The organism is Telluria sp. AC161, from assembly GCF_979258535.1.
Window position 1 is genome coordinate 972,753 of sequence record NZ_OZ409861.1, and the last position, 15,608, is coordinate 988,360.

Sequence of the window (15,608 nt, forward strand, 5' to 3'; positions counted from 1 at the left end):
CTAATTGGCAACTCGCCGGATCATCATAACCAATAGCTTGCCTGCCTCGACGATGGATGGATTTTCGACCCCGCACGTTCCTGATGTACCGTCCCCTGGCGCGCCTGCGCGTGGCTTAGTGGGCGTGCGCCGCACGGTGCGCGAACAACGCGCAATCTTCCAGCACGCACCGGTCGGCATTGCCGTCACCCAGCCCCACCAGATTCGTTCATTCAACCCGCGCCTGGGCGAAATGTTCGGCTATGCGCAGCATGAAGTCGATACCATTTCGCTGCCGGACGTGTGCGTGTCGCCCGAGGCGTATCAGGCCCTGGCCACCGAAGCATTCACCGTGCTGGGGCGGGGCGACATGTTCGAAAAGAGCGAGCAGCAGTTTAGGCGCCGTGATGGCTCGCCCTTCTGGGCGCGCCTGCGCGGCTGCTCGGTCGAACCGGGCGACCGCAGCGCGGGCACGATCTGGATCGTCGAGGATGTGACCGAGGCGCGCCAGGCGGCCAGTGAAATGCAGGCGATCATGACCAACGCATCGATCGGCGTCATGTTCACCCGTAACCGCGTGATCCGGCGCGCCAATCCTGCCTTCTGCACGATGTTCGGCTATGCCGCCGATGAGCCGATCGGTGTCTCCACGCGCGTGCTGTATCCGGACGAAGAGGCGTACCGCGCGCTGGGCCTAGATGCCTATCCGCAACTGGCCGATGGCCGGCCGTTTCGCACCGAACGCATCCTCGTGCGCAAGGACGGCGCGCCGGCCTGGGTCCTGATGATCGGCTACCAGGTCAATCCGCTCGACCCGGACAAGGGCACGATCTGGATGCTCGAAGACCGCACCCGCGAGAAGGGCGACGAGCAGTCGCTGCGCGAGGCGCTGATGGAAAACCGCGCGATCCTGAATAATGCGGTGCTGGGCATCGCCGTCGTCGAGAACGGCCGCACGCTGCACTGCAACCGCAAGATGGAAGAGCTGTTCGGCGCACCGCCCGGCGGCATGGACGGCGCGCCGGTACGCGAACTGTATCCCGACCAGGACAGCTGGCTGGCGGCGCGCGCCGTATCCGAGACGCAGTTCGCCACTGGCCAGGCCCACATGGCCGAGCATGAAATGGTACGCCGCGACGGCACGCGCTTCTGGGCGCGCCTGTCCGGGCGCCTGTTCGACGCTGCACTCACGCGCGGGCGCAGCGTCTGGCTGGTGGACGACGTGACGGCCCAGCGTGAAGCAGCCGACGCCGTGCGGCGTGCACGCGACGAGCTCGAAGTGCGCGTGGCCGAACGCACGGCCGAACTGGCCGGCGCCAATGCGCTGCTGCAGGAAGAAATCAACGAGCGGCGCCAGGCCGAGGCGCGCGTGCACCACATGGCCTATCACGACAGCCTGACCGGCTTGCCCAACCGCGCCATGCTGTCGGACCGGCTCGATGCGGCGATGCGCAGTGTGGCCAGCGGCGACGAAGCGCACACGGGCGCGGGCCTGGCGCTGATCTTCCTCGACCTCGACCGGTTCAAGACAATCAACGATTCGCTTGGCCACCTGGTGGGCGACCAGCTGCTGTGCGAAGTCGCGCGCCGGCTGGTGCGCTCGGTGCGCCCGGGCGACCTGGTGGCGCGCCTCGGGGGCGATGAATTCGTCGTATTGCTGCCCGGAGTCGAGGAGGGCGCTGCTGCTGCAGCGGTCGGCGACGCGATCATCGCGGCGCTGGCCTCGCCGTGCGCCATCGAAGGCCGCAGCCTGCACATCTCGCCGTCCATTGGCATCTGCCTGTATCCGCAGGACGGCGGCGACGTCGATACCTTGATGCGCCACGCGGACGCGGCGATGTACCAGGCCAAGGCGGCGGGCCGCAACAATTACCAGTTTTTTACCGAGCGCATGAACCAGGCCGCAGCGCGCCACTTCGACCTCGAATCGAGCCTGCGCGGCGCGCTGGCGCGAGGGGAATTCGAGCTGCACTACCAGCCGATCATGTGCACCGCCACGCGCCGCGTGCACGCGCTCGAAGTGCTGCTGCGCTGGCGCCGCGGGGGCAGTGAGCTGGTGGGCCCGGACGAATTCATCCCGATCCTCGAAGAGAGCGGCATGATCATGGCGGTGGGCGAGTGGGTGATCCGCACCGCGTGCACGCAGAACCAGTTGTGGCGCAGCGAAGGGCTGGACGTCGTGCCGCTCGCGATCAACCTGTCGGCGCGCCAGTTCACGCACCACGGCCTGGTCGACTCGATCCGCGCCATCGTGCAGGAGACCCGGATCGACGCGGGCCTGGTGGAATTCGAGATCACCGAGACGGCCCTGATGCAGCATGGCGGCCAGACGCTCGAGACGCTGCGCGAGATGAATGCGATGGGGATGTGCCTGTCCATCGACGACTTCGGCACGGGGTATTCGAGCCTGGCGTACCTCAAGCGGTTCCCGGTACGCAAGATCAAGATCGACCGCGCCTTCGTGCGCGAGCTGGAAGTGAGCGCCGAGGATCGGGCGATCGTGGCGGCCGTGATGGCGCTGGCAAACAGCCTGCAGCTGGCGGTGGTGGCCGAAGGTGTGGAGACGGAAGGGCAGTACGCGCTGCTGCGCTCGTTCGGCTGTGAGTTCGCGCAGGGCTATCTGTTTGCACGGCCGTTACCGGCCGCACAGATTGGCAGGCTGCTGGCCGGTTAGTCGGCCAGCGTCGCCACCACAGGGGCGTGGTCCGACGGCTGCTCCCATTTGCGGGTCTCGCGGTCGATGTGGCATGCGGTGCAGCGCTCGGCCAGTGCATTGGACAGCAGGATGTGATCGATGCGCAGGCCGCGGTTGCGGCGAAACGCCATCTGGCGGTAATCCCACCAGCTGTACTGCTTCTCGGGCTGCTCGAACAGGCGGAATGCGTCAGTCAGGCCCAGGGCGATGAGCGCCTGCAGCGCGTCGCGCTCGGGCAGCGAGAAATGGATACGGCCTTCCCATTCGGCCACGTCGTGCACATCGCGCGCCTCGGGCGCGATATTGTAGTCGCCGAGGATCGCGAACTGCGGGTGCGCAGCCATCTCGGCTGCGACCCAGGTCTGCAGGGCCGCCAGCCAGGCCAGCTTGTAGGCGTACTTGTCGGAGCCGACTTCCTGCCCGTTGGGCACGTACGCGCAGATGAAGCGCACGCCGCCGATCGTCGCGGCCAGCAGGCGCTGCTGTGGATCGTCGAAGTGCGGATTGTTGCGTACCACGTCTTCAATCGGCAAGCGGGACAGGATCGCCACGCCGTTATAGGTCTTCTGGCCCGAGAATGCGACCTGGTAGCCGGCAGCGTTGAGTTCGGCGGCCGGGAACTTGTCGTCAGTCAGCTTGGTCTCCTGGATGCAGAGCACGTCAACAGGATTGGCGTCCAGCCATTGCAATAAATGTGCAAGGCGGACTTTCAAAGAATTCACATTCCAGGTGACAATTTTCATCGGTTTATCTACAGTTAACGTTGTGAAGTTGCTGATCGCTCAAGTGTGTGTAGGCGAATTGCTTGCCAACCGGCTATTATTAACGAAATTACCGGATTGATTACGTGTCATGCATGAAATAACGATAGAGTTATGGATGCTGGGTTGGTATAATTACAACACCTGATGACACTATTCATTGGTAGCTTTCCAAAAAGTATTGCCCGATTCGCCCTTCGAGACTATAACTAGTCGGGTCCGGTACTTGTCGCAAAAAGCGACAGCATCGAGGGATTGCTTTTTGGTAATAATAAAATTGCGTAGGTGCAACTTTCATTGTACCATTGGCTGGTCGCGATGTAGCGTTGGTCGACAGCTCACACAGTTGTTTAAAGCCATCAACGTGCGCTAGTGGTACTATTGTGAAATATTGCGTTCAGGAGTTCATCATCCTGGCGCAGAATTGAAAAGGACAGAAATGCGCAGTGCATTTGAAGCATGGGCCCAGCGTGAAGGCCACATCGTTCGCCGCCGCGAAGACAAGCCCGAGGAATACCTCGTTTTCGAGACCCAGCGTCGTTGGGTGATCTGGCAAGCTGCTCTGGCGCATGGCGCCAAGACCGCAGCCGATTCGCCATCGAAGTTCGGCAAGGATGGCAGCCCTGTGCCAGCCATCGCGCCCGACGAAGCGGCAGTGCGCAACAGCGTGCTGAACGAAGTCCTGGACGCCTTCAGCGAACTGGACGAGACCGCCGGCATGGAAGGCGTGCTCAAGGTCATCCAGGGCCTGAAGAAAAAGCAGAAGGCCGAGGCCGAAAAGGTCTGACCCGGTCTGCCGGATGCGTTACCGCCACTACAAGGGCGGCATCTACGAGCTGGTGTGCGAGGCGCTGCTGGAATCCGACCACACCCCGGTCATCGTGTACCGGGACGAGGGCGGCACTGTCTGGGTGCGGCCCCGCGATGCTTTCTTCGATACCGTCACGGTCGGCGGCGCCACGCAACCGCGTTTCGCGCCCCTCGACTGATCCCACCTCAGTATTTGCGCGCCACTGCCGTTAAAGAAGCATCTGCTTCTCGACGGTTGCCATGTTGCCTCTACTCCGCCCGCTTGTCTTGTCCGCGCTTGCCCTGCTGGGCGGCTGCGCGACCATGTCCGATTCCCCCATGCAGCAGCTCGAAGTGCGCACGGTGCTCGATTACCGCGAGATCGGTGGGGTCGGCTGCATCCTGAGCAATGACGCCGGCCGCTGGTACGTCATCGCCCCGGGCCGCGTGACCGTCACGCGCAACAAGGGGCCGCTGTCGATCAGCTGCAAGAAGCAGGGCGTGGCCATCGCCGCCGAAACCGTGCAGGCGCAGCTCAATACCAGTAATCTCGTCGGCAACCTGGTCACGACGGCCGGCATCGGCCACTACGTTGACCGCTACTCGGGCGCCGGCTACGGCTACCCGGCCACGCTGACCGTACTGATGCAGCCAGCAGAAAAATCCCCCGCCGCCGCAGGCGCCGAACCCGTAGCAACAAGGATGTTCTGACCCGTTTGAGCAAAGCCGGGGTCAGGTCTGACATTCGGACACGAACTCGACAATGAAGCCGGTAAAGCCGGGGTCAGGTCTGACATTCGGACACGATCTCGACAATCGGATAAGCGGAACTAGCTGGCACAGGTCTATGTTAATACTGGGCAAGGCACCGTCGGAAATGGCTACGGCTGAGGTCGTGTCCGAATGTCAGACCTGACCCCCGCTGTACGGCTGAGGTCGTGCCCGAATGTCAGACCTGACCCCCGCTGTATGTGCTGGTTCGAGACGAAAAAAAGCCCCGCATGCGGGGCTTTTTCACGATGAGTGGGATTGCTTACACGCGATTCATCAGGAACGTGGTCAGGAGCGGTACCGGGCGGCCCGTGGCGCCCTTGGCGGCGCCCGACTTCCAGGCGGTGCCGGCGATGTCGAGGTGGGCCCAGGTGTACTTGCGGGTGAAGTTTTCCAGGAAGCACGCGGCCGTGATCGATGCGGCGCCCGGGGTGCCGATATTGGCCAGGTCGGCGAAGTTCGACTTGAGCTGGTCGTTGTAGATCTCGCCCAGCGGGAAGCGCCAGGCCACGTCGCCAGCCTGCTTGCCGGCCGTGAGCAGCTCGTCGGCCAGCGCGTCGTGCGCAGCGTCGTCGCGGGTGAACAGGCCGCTCGTGTGGTGGCCCAGGGCCACGATGCAGGCGCCCGTCAGCGTGGCGATATCGACCACGACGGCCGGGTTGAAGCGCTCGGCGTACGACAGCGCATCGCACAGCACCAGGCGGCCTTCAGCGTCGGTGTTGAGGATTTCAATCGTGGTGCCGTTCATGGCGGTGACGATGTCGCCCGGCTTGGCGGCGCGACCCGATGGCATGTTTTCGCAGGCGACGACGATGCCGATCACATTGAGCTTCAGGCCCATCTCGCCGATGGCGCGGAAGGTGCCCAGCACCGACCCGGCGCCGCACATATCGTATTTCATCTCGTCCATGCTCGGACCCGGCTTGATCGAGATGCCGCCCGAGTCGAACGTGATGCCCTTGCCGACCAGGACGACCGGTGCATCGTTTGGCGCGCCGCCGTTGTGGCGCAGGACGATGAACTTCGGCGCTTCTTCGCTGCCGCGCGCAACCGCCAGGAAGCTGCCCATCTTGAGCGCTTCGAGCTGCTTGCGTTCCAGGACTTCGAGGCCAAAGCCGAAGTCGTCGGCCAGCTTGCGCGCCGTTTGTGCCAGGTAGGTAGGGGTGCAGATGTTCGGCGACAGGTTGCCCAGGTCGCGCGTGAGCTTCATGCCGTTGGCAATCGCCGCGGCCTGCGCCAGGGCGGCCTTGGCGCTACCGGCGTCCGGCGTGGCAATGACCACCTTGCGCACGCCGGCGGGTGCCGGTTCTTTCTTGCTTTTCTGCGCGTCGGTACGGTATTCGGCGTCGCTCGAGGCCAGCACCAATGCCTGCAACGCCCAGTTCGCGTCGCGTTCTTTCACGCTGTCGAGCGGGAATGCGATAATGGCGTCCGTGGAACCCAGCGTGGCGAACATTTTCAGGGCGGCGGTTGCGCCCGTGGTGAAGCTTTTCTGGGAAACGATCTCGTCAGCGCCCAGGCCGACGAGCAGCACGCGCGCCGCAGTCACGCCCGCAACGCCGCGCAGCAGCAGGGTCGAACCGGGCTTGCCGCTGATGTCGCCGGACTTGACCGCCGCGCTGATCTCGCCATTCACGTCGAGTGCTTTTGCTGCAGCCGACAATTTTTTATTTTCGAACACCGCCACTGCTACACAGCCGGTCTTCGCCGCTGCCAGGGTGTTTTTTGTGTCGAATGCTTTTATGCTAAAGTCCATTTGGTTCTCCGATTCGTTGTTCGCGGCGGACTGCCTAATCTGCAATTATAACGACTCTATTGAATGATCTTCCGACGTTCCCTGCAACGTGAGTTGGCAAGTGCCGCTGGCGCGACCTTCACGGTGCTGTTTTCCATTCTTGTGACCTGGACGCTGATCGCCATTCTTGGCCGCGCGGCGGGCGGCAAGGTCGCGTCTGCCGACGTGCTGTCGCTGATCGTGTTCCGCAGTGCCGAGCTGCTGCCGATCATCCTGATCCTCACCTGCTTCATCGCCGTCGTCGCCGCCGTCACGCGCAGTTATCGCGATTCCGAAATGGTGGTCTGGTTCGCGTCCGGCCAGTCGCTGCTGGCGTGGATCCGGCCCGTGCTCACGCTGGGCCTGCCGATGGTGTTCGTCGTGGCCGCGCTGTCGCTGGTCGTCACGCCGTGGGCCAAGATGAAGAGCGCCGAATTCGTCGAGCGTTTCCAGAAGCGCGAAGACCTGCAGCGTGTCGCGCCGGGCCAGTTCCGCGAATCGAGCTCGAACGACCGCGTGTTCTTTGTCGAACGCAGCGCCGAAGGCACGACCGTCGTGCAGAACGTGTTCGTCAACAGCGTCAGCGGCAACACGCACTCGGTCGTGGTGGCCAAGCAGGGCGTGATTGAGTCGGACGGCAAGGGCGGCCAGTTCCTCGTGCTCAGTAACGGGCGCCGCTACGAAGGCATTCCAGGCCAGGCCAACTTCCAGACGATGGAGTTCGAACGCTACAGCATGCGCGTGGCCACGCAGGCCCCGATGCTCGGCGCCGACATTCCGGTCGCGGCCTTGTCCACGCCCGCGCTGCTGCTCGCGCCCAACCGCTTTACGCAGGCCGAACTGCTGGCGCGCATCGCCGCGCCGATCACCTGCCTGATCCTGATGCTGCTGGCGATCCCGCTCGGCTTCGTCAATCCGCGCGCGGGGTCGTCGGCCAACATGATCCTGGCGCTGCTGATCTTCTTCACCTATAACAATCTGGTGCGGCTGTCCGAAGCCAGCGTCAAGCAGGGCAAGGTCGCCTTCGCGACCGGCTGGTGGCCGCTGCACCTGTTCGCGCTGCTGTGCGTCGCGGGCCTGTTCGCCTGGCGCCTGAACGTGAACCACCCGTACCACCCGCTGGTCATGCTGAGCGCCTTCAAGCGCCGCCTGCGCAAGCCGCAGCCGCTGCACAAGCGTGACGAGGCAGCCGTCGAATGAAAATCCTCCAGCGTTACTTCGCAATCAATATCTTCCAGGCGGTGGCCTTCGTGCTGGCTGCCTTCCTGGCGCTCGTCGCCTTCATGGACCTGACCAGCATCCTGCCGTCGGTCGGCAAGAACGACTTCGGCATGCAGCACGCGTTTCTGTACGTGCTGCTGCTCGTGCCGGGCAATGTGTACCAGGTGATGCCGGTGGCCGCGCTGATCGGCACCATCTACACGATGGCGCAGTTTGCCTCGAGCTCCGAGTTCACCATCATGCGCGCCTCGTCGATGTCGACCCGGCATGCGGCCTGGATGCTGTTCAAGATCGGCGCCATCTTCGTCGTGGTGACGTTCATTTTCGGCGAGCTGATCACCCCGCGCACGGCGCCGATCGCCGAGCGCATGCGCCTGACGGCCAAGGGCGGCTCGGTCTCGGCCGAGTTCCGCTCGGGCATGTGGACCAAGGACAGCGTCCACGAAAACGGCGTGCGCGGCACCATCACCGGCTCGCGCTTCTTCAACGTGCGCCGTATCGCGGGCGACGGCCAGCTCGAAGACGTGCGGCTCTACGAGTTCGACAACAATATGCGCATGCGCTCGCTCGTGACGGCGGCGCGCGGCACCTATGGCGGCAACAACACGTGGCGCCTGACGGACGTGACGGAAACGATGTTCACCAACAGCCGCGAGTTGCCGGCGCCCGGTTCGGCCGTGCCGGAAGGCCAGGCCATCCAGAGCACGTATGGCCAGGAAACCGCGGCGATCGCGACGCGCAAGCTGGCCACCTACACGCTGGCCTCCGAGATCACGCCGAAGATCCTGTCGGTGTCGCGCTCGGATCCCGAGCGCATGTCGGCGGCCGAACTGGCCGTCTATACGCGCCACCTGGCCGAGAACAAGCAGGAGACCGAGCGCTTCAAGGTCGCGTTCTGGAAGAAGGTCATCGATCCGTTTTCGATTTTTGTCCTGATGGCGCTGGCGCTGCCGTTTGCCTATCTGCACACGCGCAGCGGCGGCGTGAGCCTCAAGATTTTCATCGGGATCATGATCGGCGTGAGCTTCCTGCTCATCAATTCCCTGTTCTCGCACCTCGGTGTGCTGACCATCCTGCCCGCGTTCTTCACGGCGCTGGCGCCCAGCCTGTTATTCCTGCTCATGGCGCTTGGTGCGCTGTGGTGGGTGGAGCGACATTAAGCATGACGAGCATGACGACAATGAAACGTGGCCTGATCCTGTTTGCCCACGGCGCGCGCGCCGCTTCCTGGGCAGTCCCTTTCGAGCGCCTGCGCGACCAGACGCGCGAGCGTGTGGCCGGTGCGGTCGTGGAGCTGGCATTCCTGGAACTGATGACGCCGAGTCTTCCAGACACCATCGACGCCATGCGCGCGCAGGGCATCGACGACATCACGGTAGTGCCGGTGTTCCTGGGGAAGGGCGGGCACCTGCTGCGTGACTTGCCCGCGCTGTGCGATGAAGTGCGCGCGGCGCATCCGGCGTTGACGCTCAATGTCGCCGGCGCCATCGGCGAAGACCCGGGCGTGCAGCGGGCGATGACGGATTATTGCGTCAATTCGTTGGGTGGCTGAACGCGTGGACGGGATACCCGTCCACCCTACCTGTTGTCTTGACACCGTAGGGTGGACGGATTCTCCGTCCACGCGTTCAACGACATCAATCCGGCTGGTGCTCGCGCCGCGCCAGCGCTTCACCCATCATGACCAGAACGGGCCCATGACCCGGCTCCAGGCCACGTGCCAGGTCCGTCAGCGTCAAACGCAGAATGCGTTGATCGACGCGACTGCAATTTTCCACCACGACCACCGGCAGATCGGCACGCCGGCCTTCAGCCAATAACCGTTCTGCGGTCGCAGCGGCCTCACGCCCACCCATGTACTGGACCAGCGTATCGGTTTCGGGCAGGGCAGGATGGTCCGGTTCATCCGGCGCGGTACTCGACGTGAAGAACGCCACGCTGCGCGCCACACCACGCTTCGTCAGCGGCTGCTTGGTGGCTGCCGCGGCAGCGACGGCCGTGGTAATCCCCGGTACGACTTCGACCTCGATGCCTTCGGCTTCGAGTGCCCGCAATTCTTCATCGGCGCGGCCAAACAGCATCGGGTCGCCGCCTTTGAGGCGCACGACCAGCGCATACTTGTGCGCGCATTCGACGATCTGGCCGTTGATCACGGTCTGCGCCATCGAGCGCTGGCCCGAGCGTTTGCCGACCGAGATTTTTTCGGCCCGCTCGCACAACGCCAGCATCTCGGGCGTGACCAGTGCGTCGTACAGCACCACGTCGGCGGCTGCCAGCAGGCGCGCGCCGCGCACCGTGATCAGGTCGGCCGCGCCGGGGCCTGCTCCCACCAGATAGACTTTGCCCAGTGCCGCCATACCGCCCCTTCGTTGTTATGCGTCGATGCGGATCATACCTGCGGCCACGGTCTGGTGGGTGACTTCGTCGATCAGGATGAACGCGCCAGTCGCGCGGATCGCGTCGTAGGCATCGGCCGCCAGTGGCTGCTGGACGGTCAGTTGCACGCGTGCGATGTCGTTGAGCTTGAGGCCCTCGGCCGGATGGCGCTGTTGCGTGTTCACGTCCAGCAGCGTGTCGATGCGCGCGAACTTGGCCGCCGTCTGGCGCGTGCCGTGCTTGAGCCAGTACTTGCGGCGCAGGTCGAGCGGCTCATCGGCCATCCAGCAGACATCGGCCGTGACTTGCTTGAGCAAGGTCGCCGGCTGCGCGCTACCGGCCAGCATGTCGCCGCGCGAGACATCCACGTATTCGTTCAGCACCAGCGTGACCGACTGGCCGGCCGTTGCCGACTGCAGCGAGCCGTCGAACGTGACGATCTCTTTCACCGTCGCGCTCTGGCCGGACGGCTGCACGACGAGCGTATCGCCCACGTTCACGACGCCCGATTCGATGCGGCCCATATAGCCACGGAAGTCCTTGGCCGCGTGGCCATTGTGGCGCGCCACCAGCTGCACCGGGAAGCGGAAGGGGGCGCTGTGCGCTTCGTCGTAGACCGACAGCGATTCGAGCAGGTCGATCAGCGTCGGGCCGCTGTACCACGGCGTGTTCGCCGATTTTTCCACCACGTTGTCGCCGGTGAGCGCCGACAGGGGAATCGCCGTGATGTCCTTCAGGCCCAGCGACGTCGCAAAACTCTGGTACTCGGCCACGATGCGGTCGTAGATCGCCTGGTCGTACCCGATCAGGTCCATCTTGTTGACGGCCACCACGACGTGCTCGATCTGCAGCAGTTTCGCGATCGTCGAATGGCGTTTCGTTTGCGTGAGCAGGTCGACGCCGCCGTCTTCGCGCAGCGTGACCTTCGACACGTCGATCAGGATGATGACGGCGTCGGCGGTCGATGCGCCCGTGACCATATTGCGGGTGTACTGCTCGTGGCCCGGTGTATCGGCGATGATGAACTTGCGCTTGGGCGTGGCGAAGTAGCGGTAGGCCACGTCGATCGTGATGCCCTGTTCGCGCTCGGCTTCGAGGCCGTCGGTCAGCAGCGACAGGTCGATCGTGTCACCCACGGTGCGCTTGTGCTTGGCGCGCGAGACGGCGGCCAGCTGGTCGGCGAAGATGCCCTTGCTGTCAAACAGCAGGCGGCCGATCAGCGTGCTTTTGCCATCGTCGACCGAGCCGGCAGTGATGAAGCGCAGCAGTGAGCGGTTGGCTTTGGTGTCGCCGTTGGCGTTGAGGTCAGTCATGGCGTTCATCAGAAGTATCCTGCTTTCTTGCGTTTTTCCATCGAGGCTTCGGAAGTCTGGTCATCCATGCGCGTGGCGCCCCGTTCGGTGATGTCGGTAATCGCCGTTTCGGCAATGATGTCGGCCAGCGAATCGGCGCTGGAGGCCACCGGGCAGGTGCACGAGATGTCGCCCACGGTCCGGAAGCGCACGGTGCGGTTCTCGACCGTCTCGCCCTCGCGCGCCGGGGTCAAGGGCGTGAGCGGCACCAGGAGGCCATTGCGCTCGATGACGTCGCGCTGGTGCGCGAAATAGATCGATGGCAGCGCCAGTTGTTCGCGGGCGATGTATTGCCACACATCGAGCTCGGTCCAGTTCGAGATCGGGAACACGCGCATGTTTTCGCCCGGATGGACGCGGGTGTTATACAGGTCCCACAGTTCGGGGCGCTGGGCTTTCGGATCCCACTGGCCGAATTCGTCGCGGAACGAAAAGATGCGTTCCTTGGCGCGGGCTTTTTCTTCGTCGCGGCGCGCGCCGCCGATGCAGGCGTCGAAGCCGTGTTCGGCGATGGTTTCCAGCAGCGTAACCGCCTGGGCCGCATTGCGCGAATCGGTGGCCGGGTTGCGCAGGCGCACCGTGCCGCGGCGGATCGATTCCTCGACGCTGCCGACGATCAGGCGCTCGCCCAGTTCAGCGGCGCGGGCGTCGCGGAAGGCGATCACTTCGTCGAAGTTGTGGCCGGTGTCGATGTGCACGAGCGGGAACGGAAAACTGCCCGGGCGGAAGGCTTTTTCGGCCAGGCGCAGCAGGACAACCGAGTCCTTGCCGCCCGAGAACAGCAGGGCGGGGTTGCTGCATTCGGCGGCCACTTCGCGCAGGATGTGGATCGCTTCGGACTCCAGCGCGTCCAGGTGGGCGGCGTTTACTTCGTTAAAGAGTTTCTCGGTAACAGATGTCATGGCGGTGCCTGTTGTTGTTGTGGCTTAGGCAGCCACGGATTTGATGCGGATAAGTTTGCCGTCAACCACGTGCAGCCCGCATTCCTTCGATTCCGGGTTTTCCCACCACCAGCGGCCGGCGCGCACGTCTTCGCCGGGCTGCACAGCGCGGGTGCAGGGATCGCAGCCGATCGACGGGAAGCCCCGGTCGTGCAGCGCGTTGTACGGCACATTGTTCGAGCGCAGATAGTCCCAGACGTTCTCTTCGCTCCAGTCCGTCAACGGATTGAACTTCTGCATGGCGTGGCTCAGATCGTCTTCCTGCACCGCCAGTTCGGCGCGGGTGGCCGCTTGCGCGCGGCGCTGGCCCGTGATCCAGGCGCGCTTGCCGGCCAGTGCGCGACCAAGCGGCTCGACCTTGCGGATGCGGCAGCATTCCTTGCGCATGTCCACGCTCTCGTAGAACGCGTTCAGGCCGTTCTGCGTGACGTAGCGCTCGACCGCCAGCGGGTCGGGGCGGAACAGGGCGATATCGTAGTCGTAGGTGTCCCTGACGCGATCGATCATCGCCAGCGTCTCGGCATGCAGCCGGCCCGTCTCGAGCGAAAAAATCGCAATCGGCAAGTCTGCCTTCAGGATCAGGTCGGTCAGCACCATGTCTTCGGCTGCCAGGCTCGATGCGAACACGGCCGGCGTGAAATCACGGGCAATACGTTCCAGAATCGCGCTGGTCTCGGCCACGCGACGATGCAGATCGCTCATGGGTTATCCCTGGCTAACGACGTCGGCGGGCGGCGCCGGGGTTTCGCGCGGCACGCGGCGGAACAACGGCACCGGATTGTCGATCGAGGCCTGGTAGGTTTCCGAAAACACCGACAAGCCCTTGAGCGCATCGTGAATGCTGCGGTCCTGGCGGGTGGCATAGGCGTCGAAACCGCAGCGCTGCATCTGGAACAGCTGGTCGCGCAGCACGTCGCCGATGGCGCGCAGTTCGCCCGTCCAGCCAAGGCGCCGGCGCAGGTTGAAGGCGGTCGAGTAGCCACGGCCATCGGTGAACTTCGGGAAGTCGATCGCGATGACCGCAAAGCGGCCCAGATCGTCCTTGATGCTCTCCGCACGCTCGTCGGGTGCCAGCCATACGCCGAGCTCGGCGCGCGCCTCCAGCACAGCACGCTGCGCCAGCCAGACGGTCAGCGGCACGATGATCTTGCCGGCCGGGACCTCGATCGTCTCGGCTGCATCGGTTTCGGCAAGACGCAGCACGCTCCAGTCGTCGGCGACGACGTCGCGGCCCTTGATGATCTGTGGGTGAGCGTCAAGCATACTGATCTTCCTTCGCGGCTTCGCCGGCCGGAATCGGCGTGGCATACACATGTTCCTTGAATGGGGCGATGCCGAGGCGGCCCACGGTGTCGACGAAGCGCTCACCCTCGATCCGACACTGGACATACGTCTCGAGCAGGCGCCCGATGACTTCCGGCATTTGCGGCGCCGAGAACGACGGTCCGATGATCTTGCCGATGGCCGAGGTGTTGCCCTGCGCACCGCCGACCGACACCTGGTACCACTCGCTGCCATCCTTGTCCACGCCCAGGATGCCGATATTGCCGACGTGGTGGTGGCCGCAGGCATTGATGCAGCCCGAGATATTCAGTTCGATGTCGCCGATGTCGTGCTGGAAATCCAGGTCGTCGAAGCGCTCGGCAATCGCCGCGGCAATCGGCAACGACTTGGCATTGGCCAGCGAGCAGTAGTCGCCGCCAGGGCAGGCGATGATGTCGGTCAGGAGGCCAATGTTCGGCGTTGCCAGGCCCTGCGACTTGAGCAATTGCCACAGCGCGAACAACTGGCTCTGCTCGACATCGGCCAGCACCAGGTTCTGCTCGTGCGTCACGCGCACTTCGCCAAAACTGAACTGGTCGGCCAGGTCGGCCACGAAATCGAGTTGCCCGTCGGTGGCGTCGCCCGGCGGCACGCCGGTTTTCTTCAGCGACAGCAGCACGGCGGCGTAACCCGGCACCTTGTGTGGCTTGACGTTGCGATCGAGCCAGTTGGCGAACGGCTTGTTGTCGGGCTGCGACGCAGCCACGTCGATCGTCTCGAGCGTGCGGTAGGCGTGCGGCTGGAACCACTTGGCAACGCGGTCGAATTCTTCCTGCGTCAGCGTTTCAGGGCCATCCTTCAGGTCGGCCCATTCGGCTTCGACCTGGCGCGTGAATTCCTCGACGCCCATGGCCTTGAGCAAAATCTTGATGCGTGCCTTGTACTTGTTGTCACGACGACCGTTCTGGTTGTACACGCGCATCACGGCTTCGGTGTAGGTCAGCAGGTGCTGCCATGGCAGGAACTCGCGGATGACGCTGCCCAGGATCGGCGTACGGCCCATGCCGCCACCGGCCATGAACTTGAAGCCGACTTCGCCGGCCTCGTTATGCACGACCGTCAGGCCGATGTCGTGCACGGCGATCGCCGCGCGGTCTTCGACTGCGCCATTGATCGCGACCTTGAACTTGCGGGGCAGGGCGGCAAATTCCGGGTGGAAGGTGCTCCACTGGCGCAGGATCTCGGCGAACGGGCGCGGATCGATGATCTCGTCGGCCGCCACACCGGCGAATTCGTCGGTGGTGATGTTGCGGATGCAATTGCCCGAGGTCTGGATGGCGTGCATCTCGACCGACGCCAGGTCGGTCAGGATGTCCGGGGTCTGCTCCAGCTCGATCCAGTTGTACTGGATGTTCTGGCGCGTGGTGAAGTGGCCGTAGCCGCGGTCATAGGTGCGCGCGATGTGGCCGAACATGCGCACCTGGGCGCTCGACAGCAGGCCGTAGGGCACGGCGACGCGCAGCATGTAGGCGTGGCGCTGCATGTACAGGCCGTTCTGCAGGCGCAGCGGGATGAATTCTTCTTCGAGCAACTCACCGCTCAGGCGGCGCGCCACCTGGTCACGGTACTGGGCGATGCGCTCGCGCACGATGAGGTGGTCGTACTGGTCGTAACGATACATGGGCT

The 15,608-nt window shown here is 64.1% G+C and carries 15 protein-coding genes; 7 read left to right on the top strand and 8 right to left on the bottom strand.

Features of this window, described 5'->3' with window-relative positions:
- Window positions 1–52: 52 nt before the first annotated feature.
- Entirely contained in the window at window positions 53–2,653 is a 2,601-nt protein-coding gene (locus ACZ0AJ_RS04365; protein ID WP_499454007.1) for a bifunctional diguanylate cyclase/phosphodiesterase, read from the top strand.
- Here the strand turns inward: ACZ0AJ_RS04365 and xth are convergent.
- The gene (xth, locus tag ACZ0AJ_RS04370) at window positions 2,650–3,417 is read right to left on the bottom strand and encodes an exodeoxyribonuclease III (protein ID WP_499452893.1); all 768 of its coding nucleotides are present in this window, start codon (window positions 3,415–3,417) and stop codon (window positions 2,650–2,652) included. The genes ACZ0AJ_RS04365 and xth overlap by 4 nt on opposite strands.
- Before the next feature lie 457 nt (window positions 3,418–3,874).
- Between xth and ACZ0AJ_RS04375 the strand changes: the two genes are divergently transcribed.
- From ACZ0AJ_RS04375 to ACZ0AJ_RS04385, 3 genes are all read left to right on the top strand, one after another.
- On the top strand, window positions 3,875–4,222 hold the full coding sequence (locus ACZ0AJ_RS04375; protein WP_183550317.1) for a phiTE_015 family protein: 348 nt from the start codon (window positions 3,875–3,877) through the stop codon (window positions 4,220–4,222).
- Between the two features lie 13 nt (window positions 4,223–4,235).
- The gene (locus tag ACZ0AJ_RS04380; RefSeq protein ID WP_499452894.1) at window positions 4,236–4,424 is read left to right on the top strand and encodes a DUF1653 domain-containing protein; all 189 of its coding nucleotides are present in this window, start codon (window positions 4,236–4,238) and stop codon (window positions 4,422–4,424) included.
- Window positions 4,425–4,548: 124 nt separating this feature from the next.
- Window positions 4,549–4,935, top strand: coding sequence for a hypothetical protein (locus ACZ0AJ_RS04385; RefSeq protein ID WP_499452895.1), 387 nt, complete (start codon window positions 4,549–4,551; stop codon window positions 4,933–4,935).
- Between the two features lie 322 nt (window positions 4,936–5,257).
- On the opposite strand, the gene ACZ0AJ_RS04390 is transcribed toward ACZ0AJ_RS04385, so the two are convergent.
- On the bottom strand, window positions 5,258–6,751 hold the full coding sequence (locus tag ACZ0AJ_RS04390) for a leucyl aminopeptidase (protein WP_183550324.1): 1,494 nt from the start codon (window positions 6,749–6,751) through the stop codon (window positions 5,258–5,260).
- A gap of 63 nt (window positions 6,752–6,814) precedes the next feature.
- Between ACZ0AJ_RS04390 and lptF the strand changes: the two genes are divergently transcribed.
- Genes lptF through ACZ0AJ_RS04405 form a run of 3 tightly spaced genes read left to right on the top strand, consistent with a single transcriptional unit; the run spans window position 6,815 to window position 9,542 of the window.
- Complete coding sequence (gene lptF / locus ACZ0AJ_RS04395) at window positions 6,815–7,969, top strand: LPS export ABC transporter permease LptF (protein ID WP_499452896.1); 1,155 nt, start codon at window positions 6,815–6,817, stop codon at window positions 7,967–7,969.
- The gene (gene lptG, locus ACZ0AJ_RS04400) at window positions 7,966–9,150 is read left to right on the top strand and encodes an LPS export ABC transporter permease LptG (protein ID WP_499452897.1); all 1,185 of its coding nucleotides are present in this window, start codon (window positions 7,966–7,968) and stop codon (window positions 9,148–9,150) included. Before lptF ends, lptG begins: the two co-directional genes overlap by 4 nt.
- Before the next feature lie 11 nt (window positions 9,151–9,161).
- Window positions 9,162–9,542, top strand: coding sequence for a sirohydrochlorin chelatase (locus tag ACZ0AJ_RS04405; RefSeq protein ID WP_499452898.1), 381 nt, complete (start codon window positions 9,162–9,164; stop codon window positions 9,540–9,542).
- An 85-nt stretch (window positions 9,543–9,627) separates the two neighbouring features.
- On the opposite strand, the gene cobA is transcribed toward ACZ0AJ_RS04405, so the two are convergent.
- The 6 genes from cobA to ACZ0AJ_RS04435 are packed head-to-tail and all read right to left on the bottom strand — an operon-like array spanning window position 9,628 to window position 15,603.
- Entirely contained in the window at window positions 9,628–10,347 is a 720-nt protein-coding gene (gene cobA, locus ACZ0AJ_RS04410; RefSeq protein ID WP_499454011.1) for a uroporphyrinogen-III C-methyltransferase, read from the bottom strand.
- A 15-nt stretch (window positions 10,348–10,362) separates the two neighbouring features.
- Window positions 10,363–11,688, bottom strand: a complete 1,326-nt coding sequence (locus ACZ0AJ_RS04415; protein WP_499452900.1) for a sulfate adenylyltransferase subunit 1 — start codon at window positions 11,686–11,688, stop codon at window positions 10,363–10,365.
- On the bottom strand, window positions 11,688–12,620 hold the full coding sequence (cysD, locus tag ACZ0AJ_RS04420; protein WP_499452901.1) for a sulfate adenylyltransferase subunit CysD: 933 nt from the start codon (window positions 12,618–12,620) through the stop codon (window positions 11,688–11,690). Before cysD ends, ACZ0AJ_RS04415 begins: the two co-directional genes overlap by 1 nt.
- A 24-nt stretch (window positions 12,621–12,644) precedes the next feature.
- Window positions 12,645–13,361 carry a phosphoadenylyl-sulfate reductase gene (locus tag ACZ0AJ_RS04425; RefSeq protein WP_499452902.1) on the bottom strand — a complete coding sequence of 239 codons (717 nt, stop codon included), beginning with the start codon at window positions 13,359–13,361 and terminating at the stop codon, window positions 12,645–12,647.
- Window positions 13,362–13,364: 3 nt separating this feature from the next.
- A complete protein-coding gene (locus ACZ0AJ_RS04430) occupies window positions 13,365–13,922 on the bottom strand; it encodes a DUF934 domain-containing protein (RefSeq protein WP_499452903.1) in 558 nt (185 codons plus the stop codon).
- Entirely contained in the window at window positions 13,915–15,603 is a 1,689-nt protein-coding gene (locus ACZ0AJ_RS04435) for a nitrite/sulfite reductase (protein WP_499452904.1), read from the bottom strand. The genes ACZ0AJ_RS04430 and ACZ0AJ_RS04435 overlap by 8 nt, the downstream gene beginning before the upstream one ends.
- Window positions 15,604–15,608: the final 5 nt, after the last annotated feature.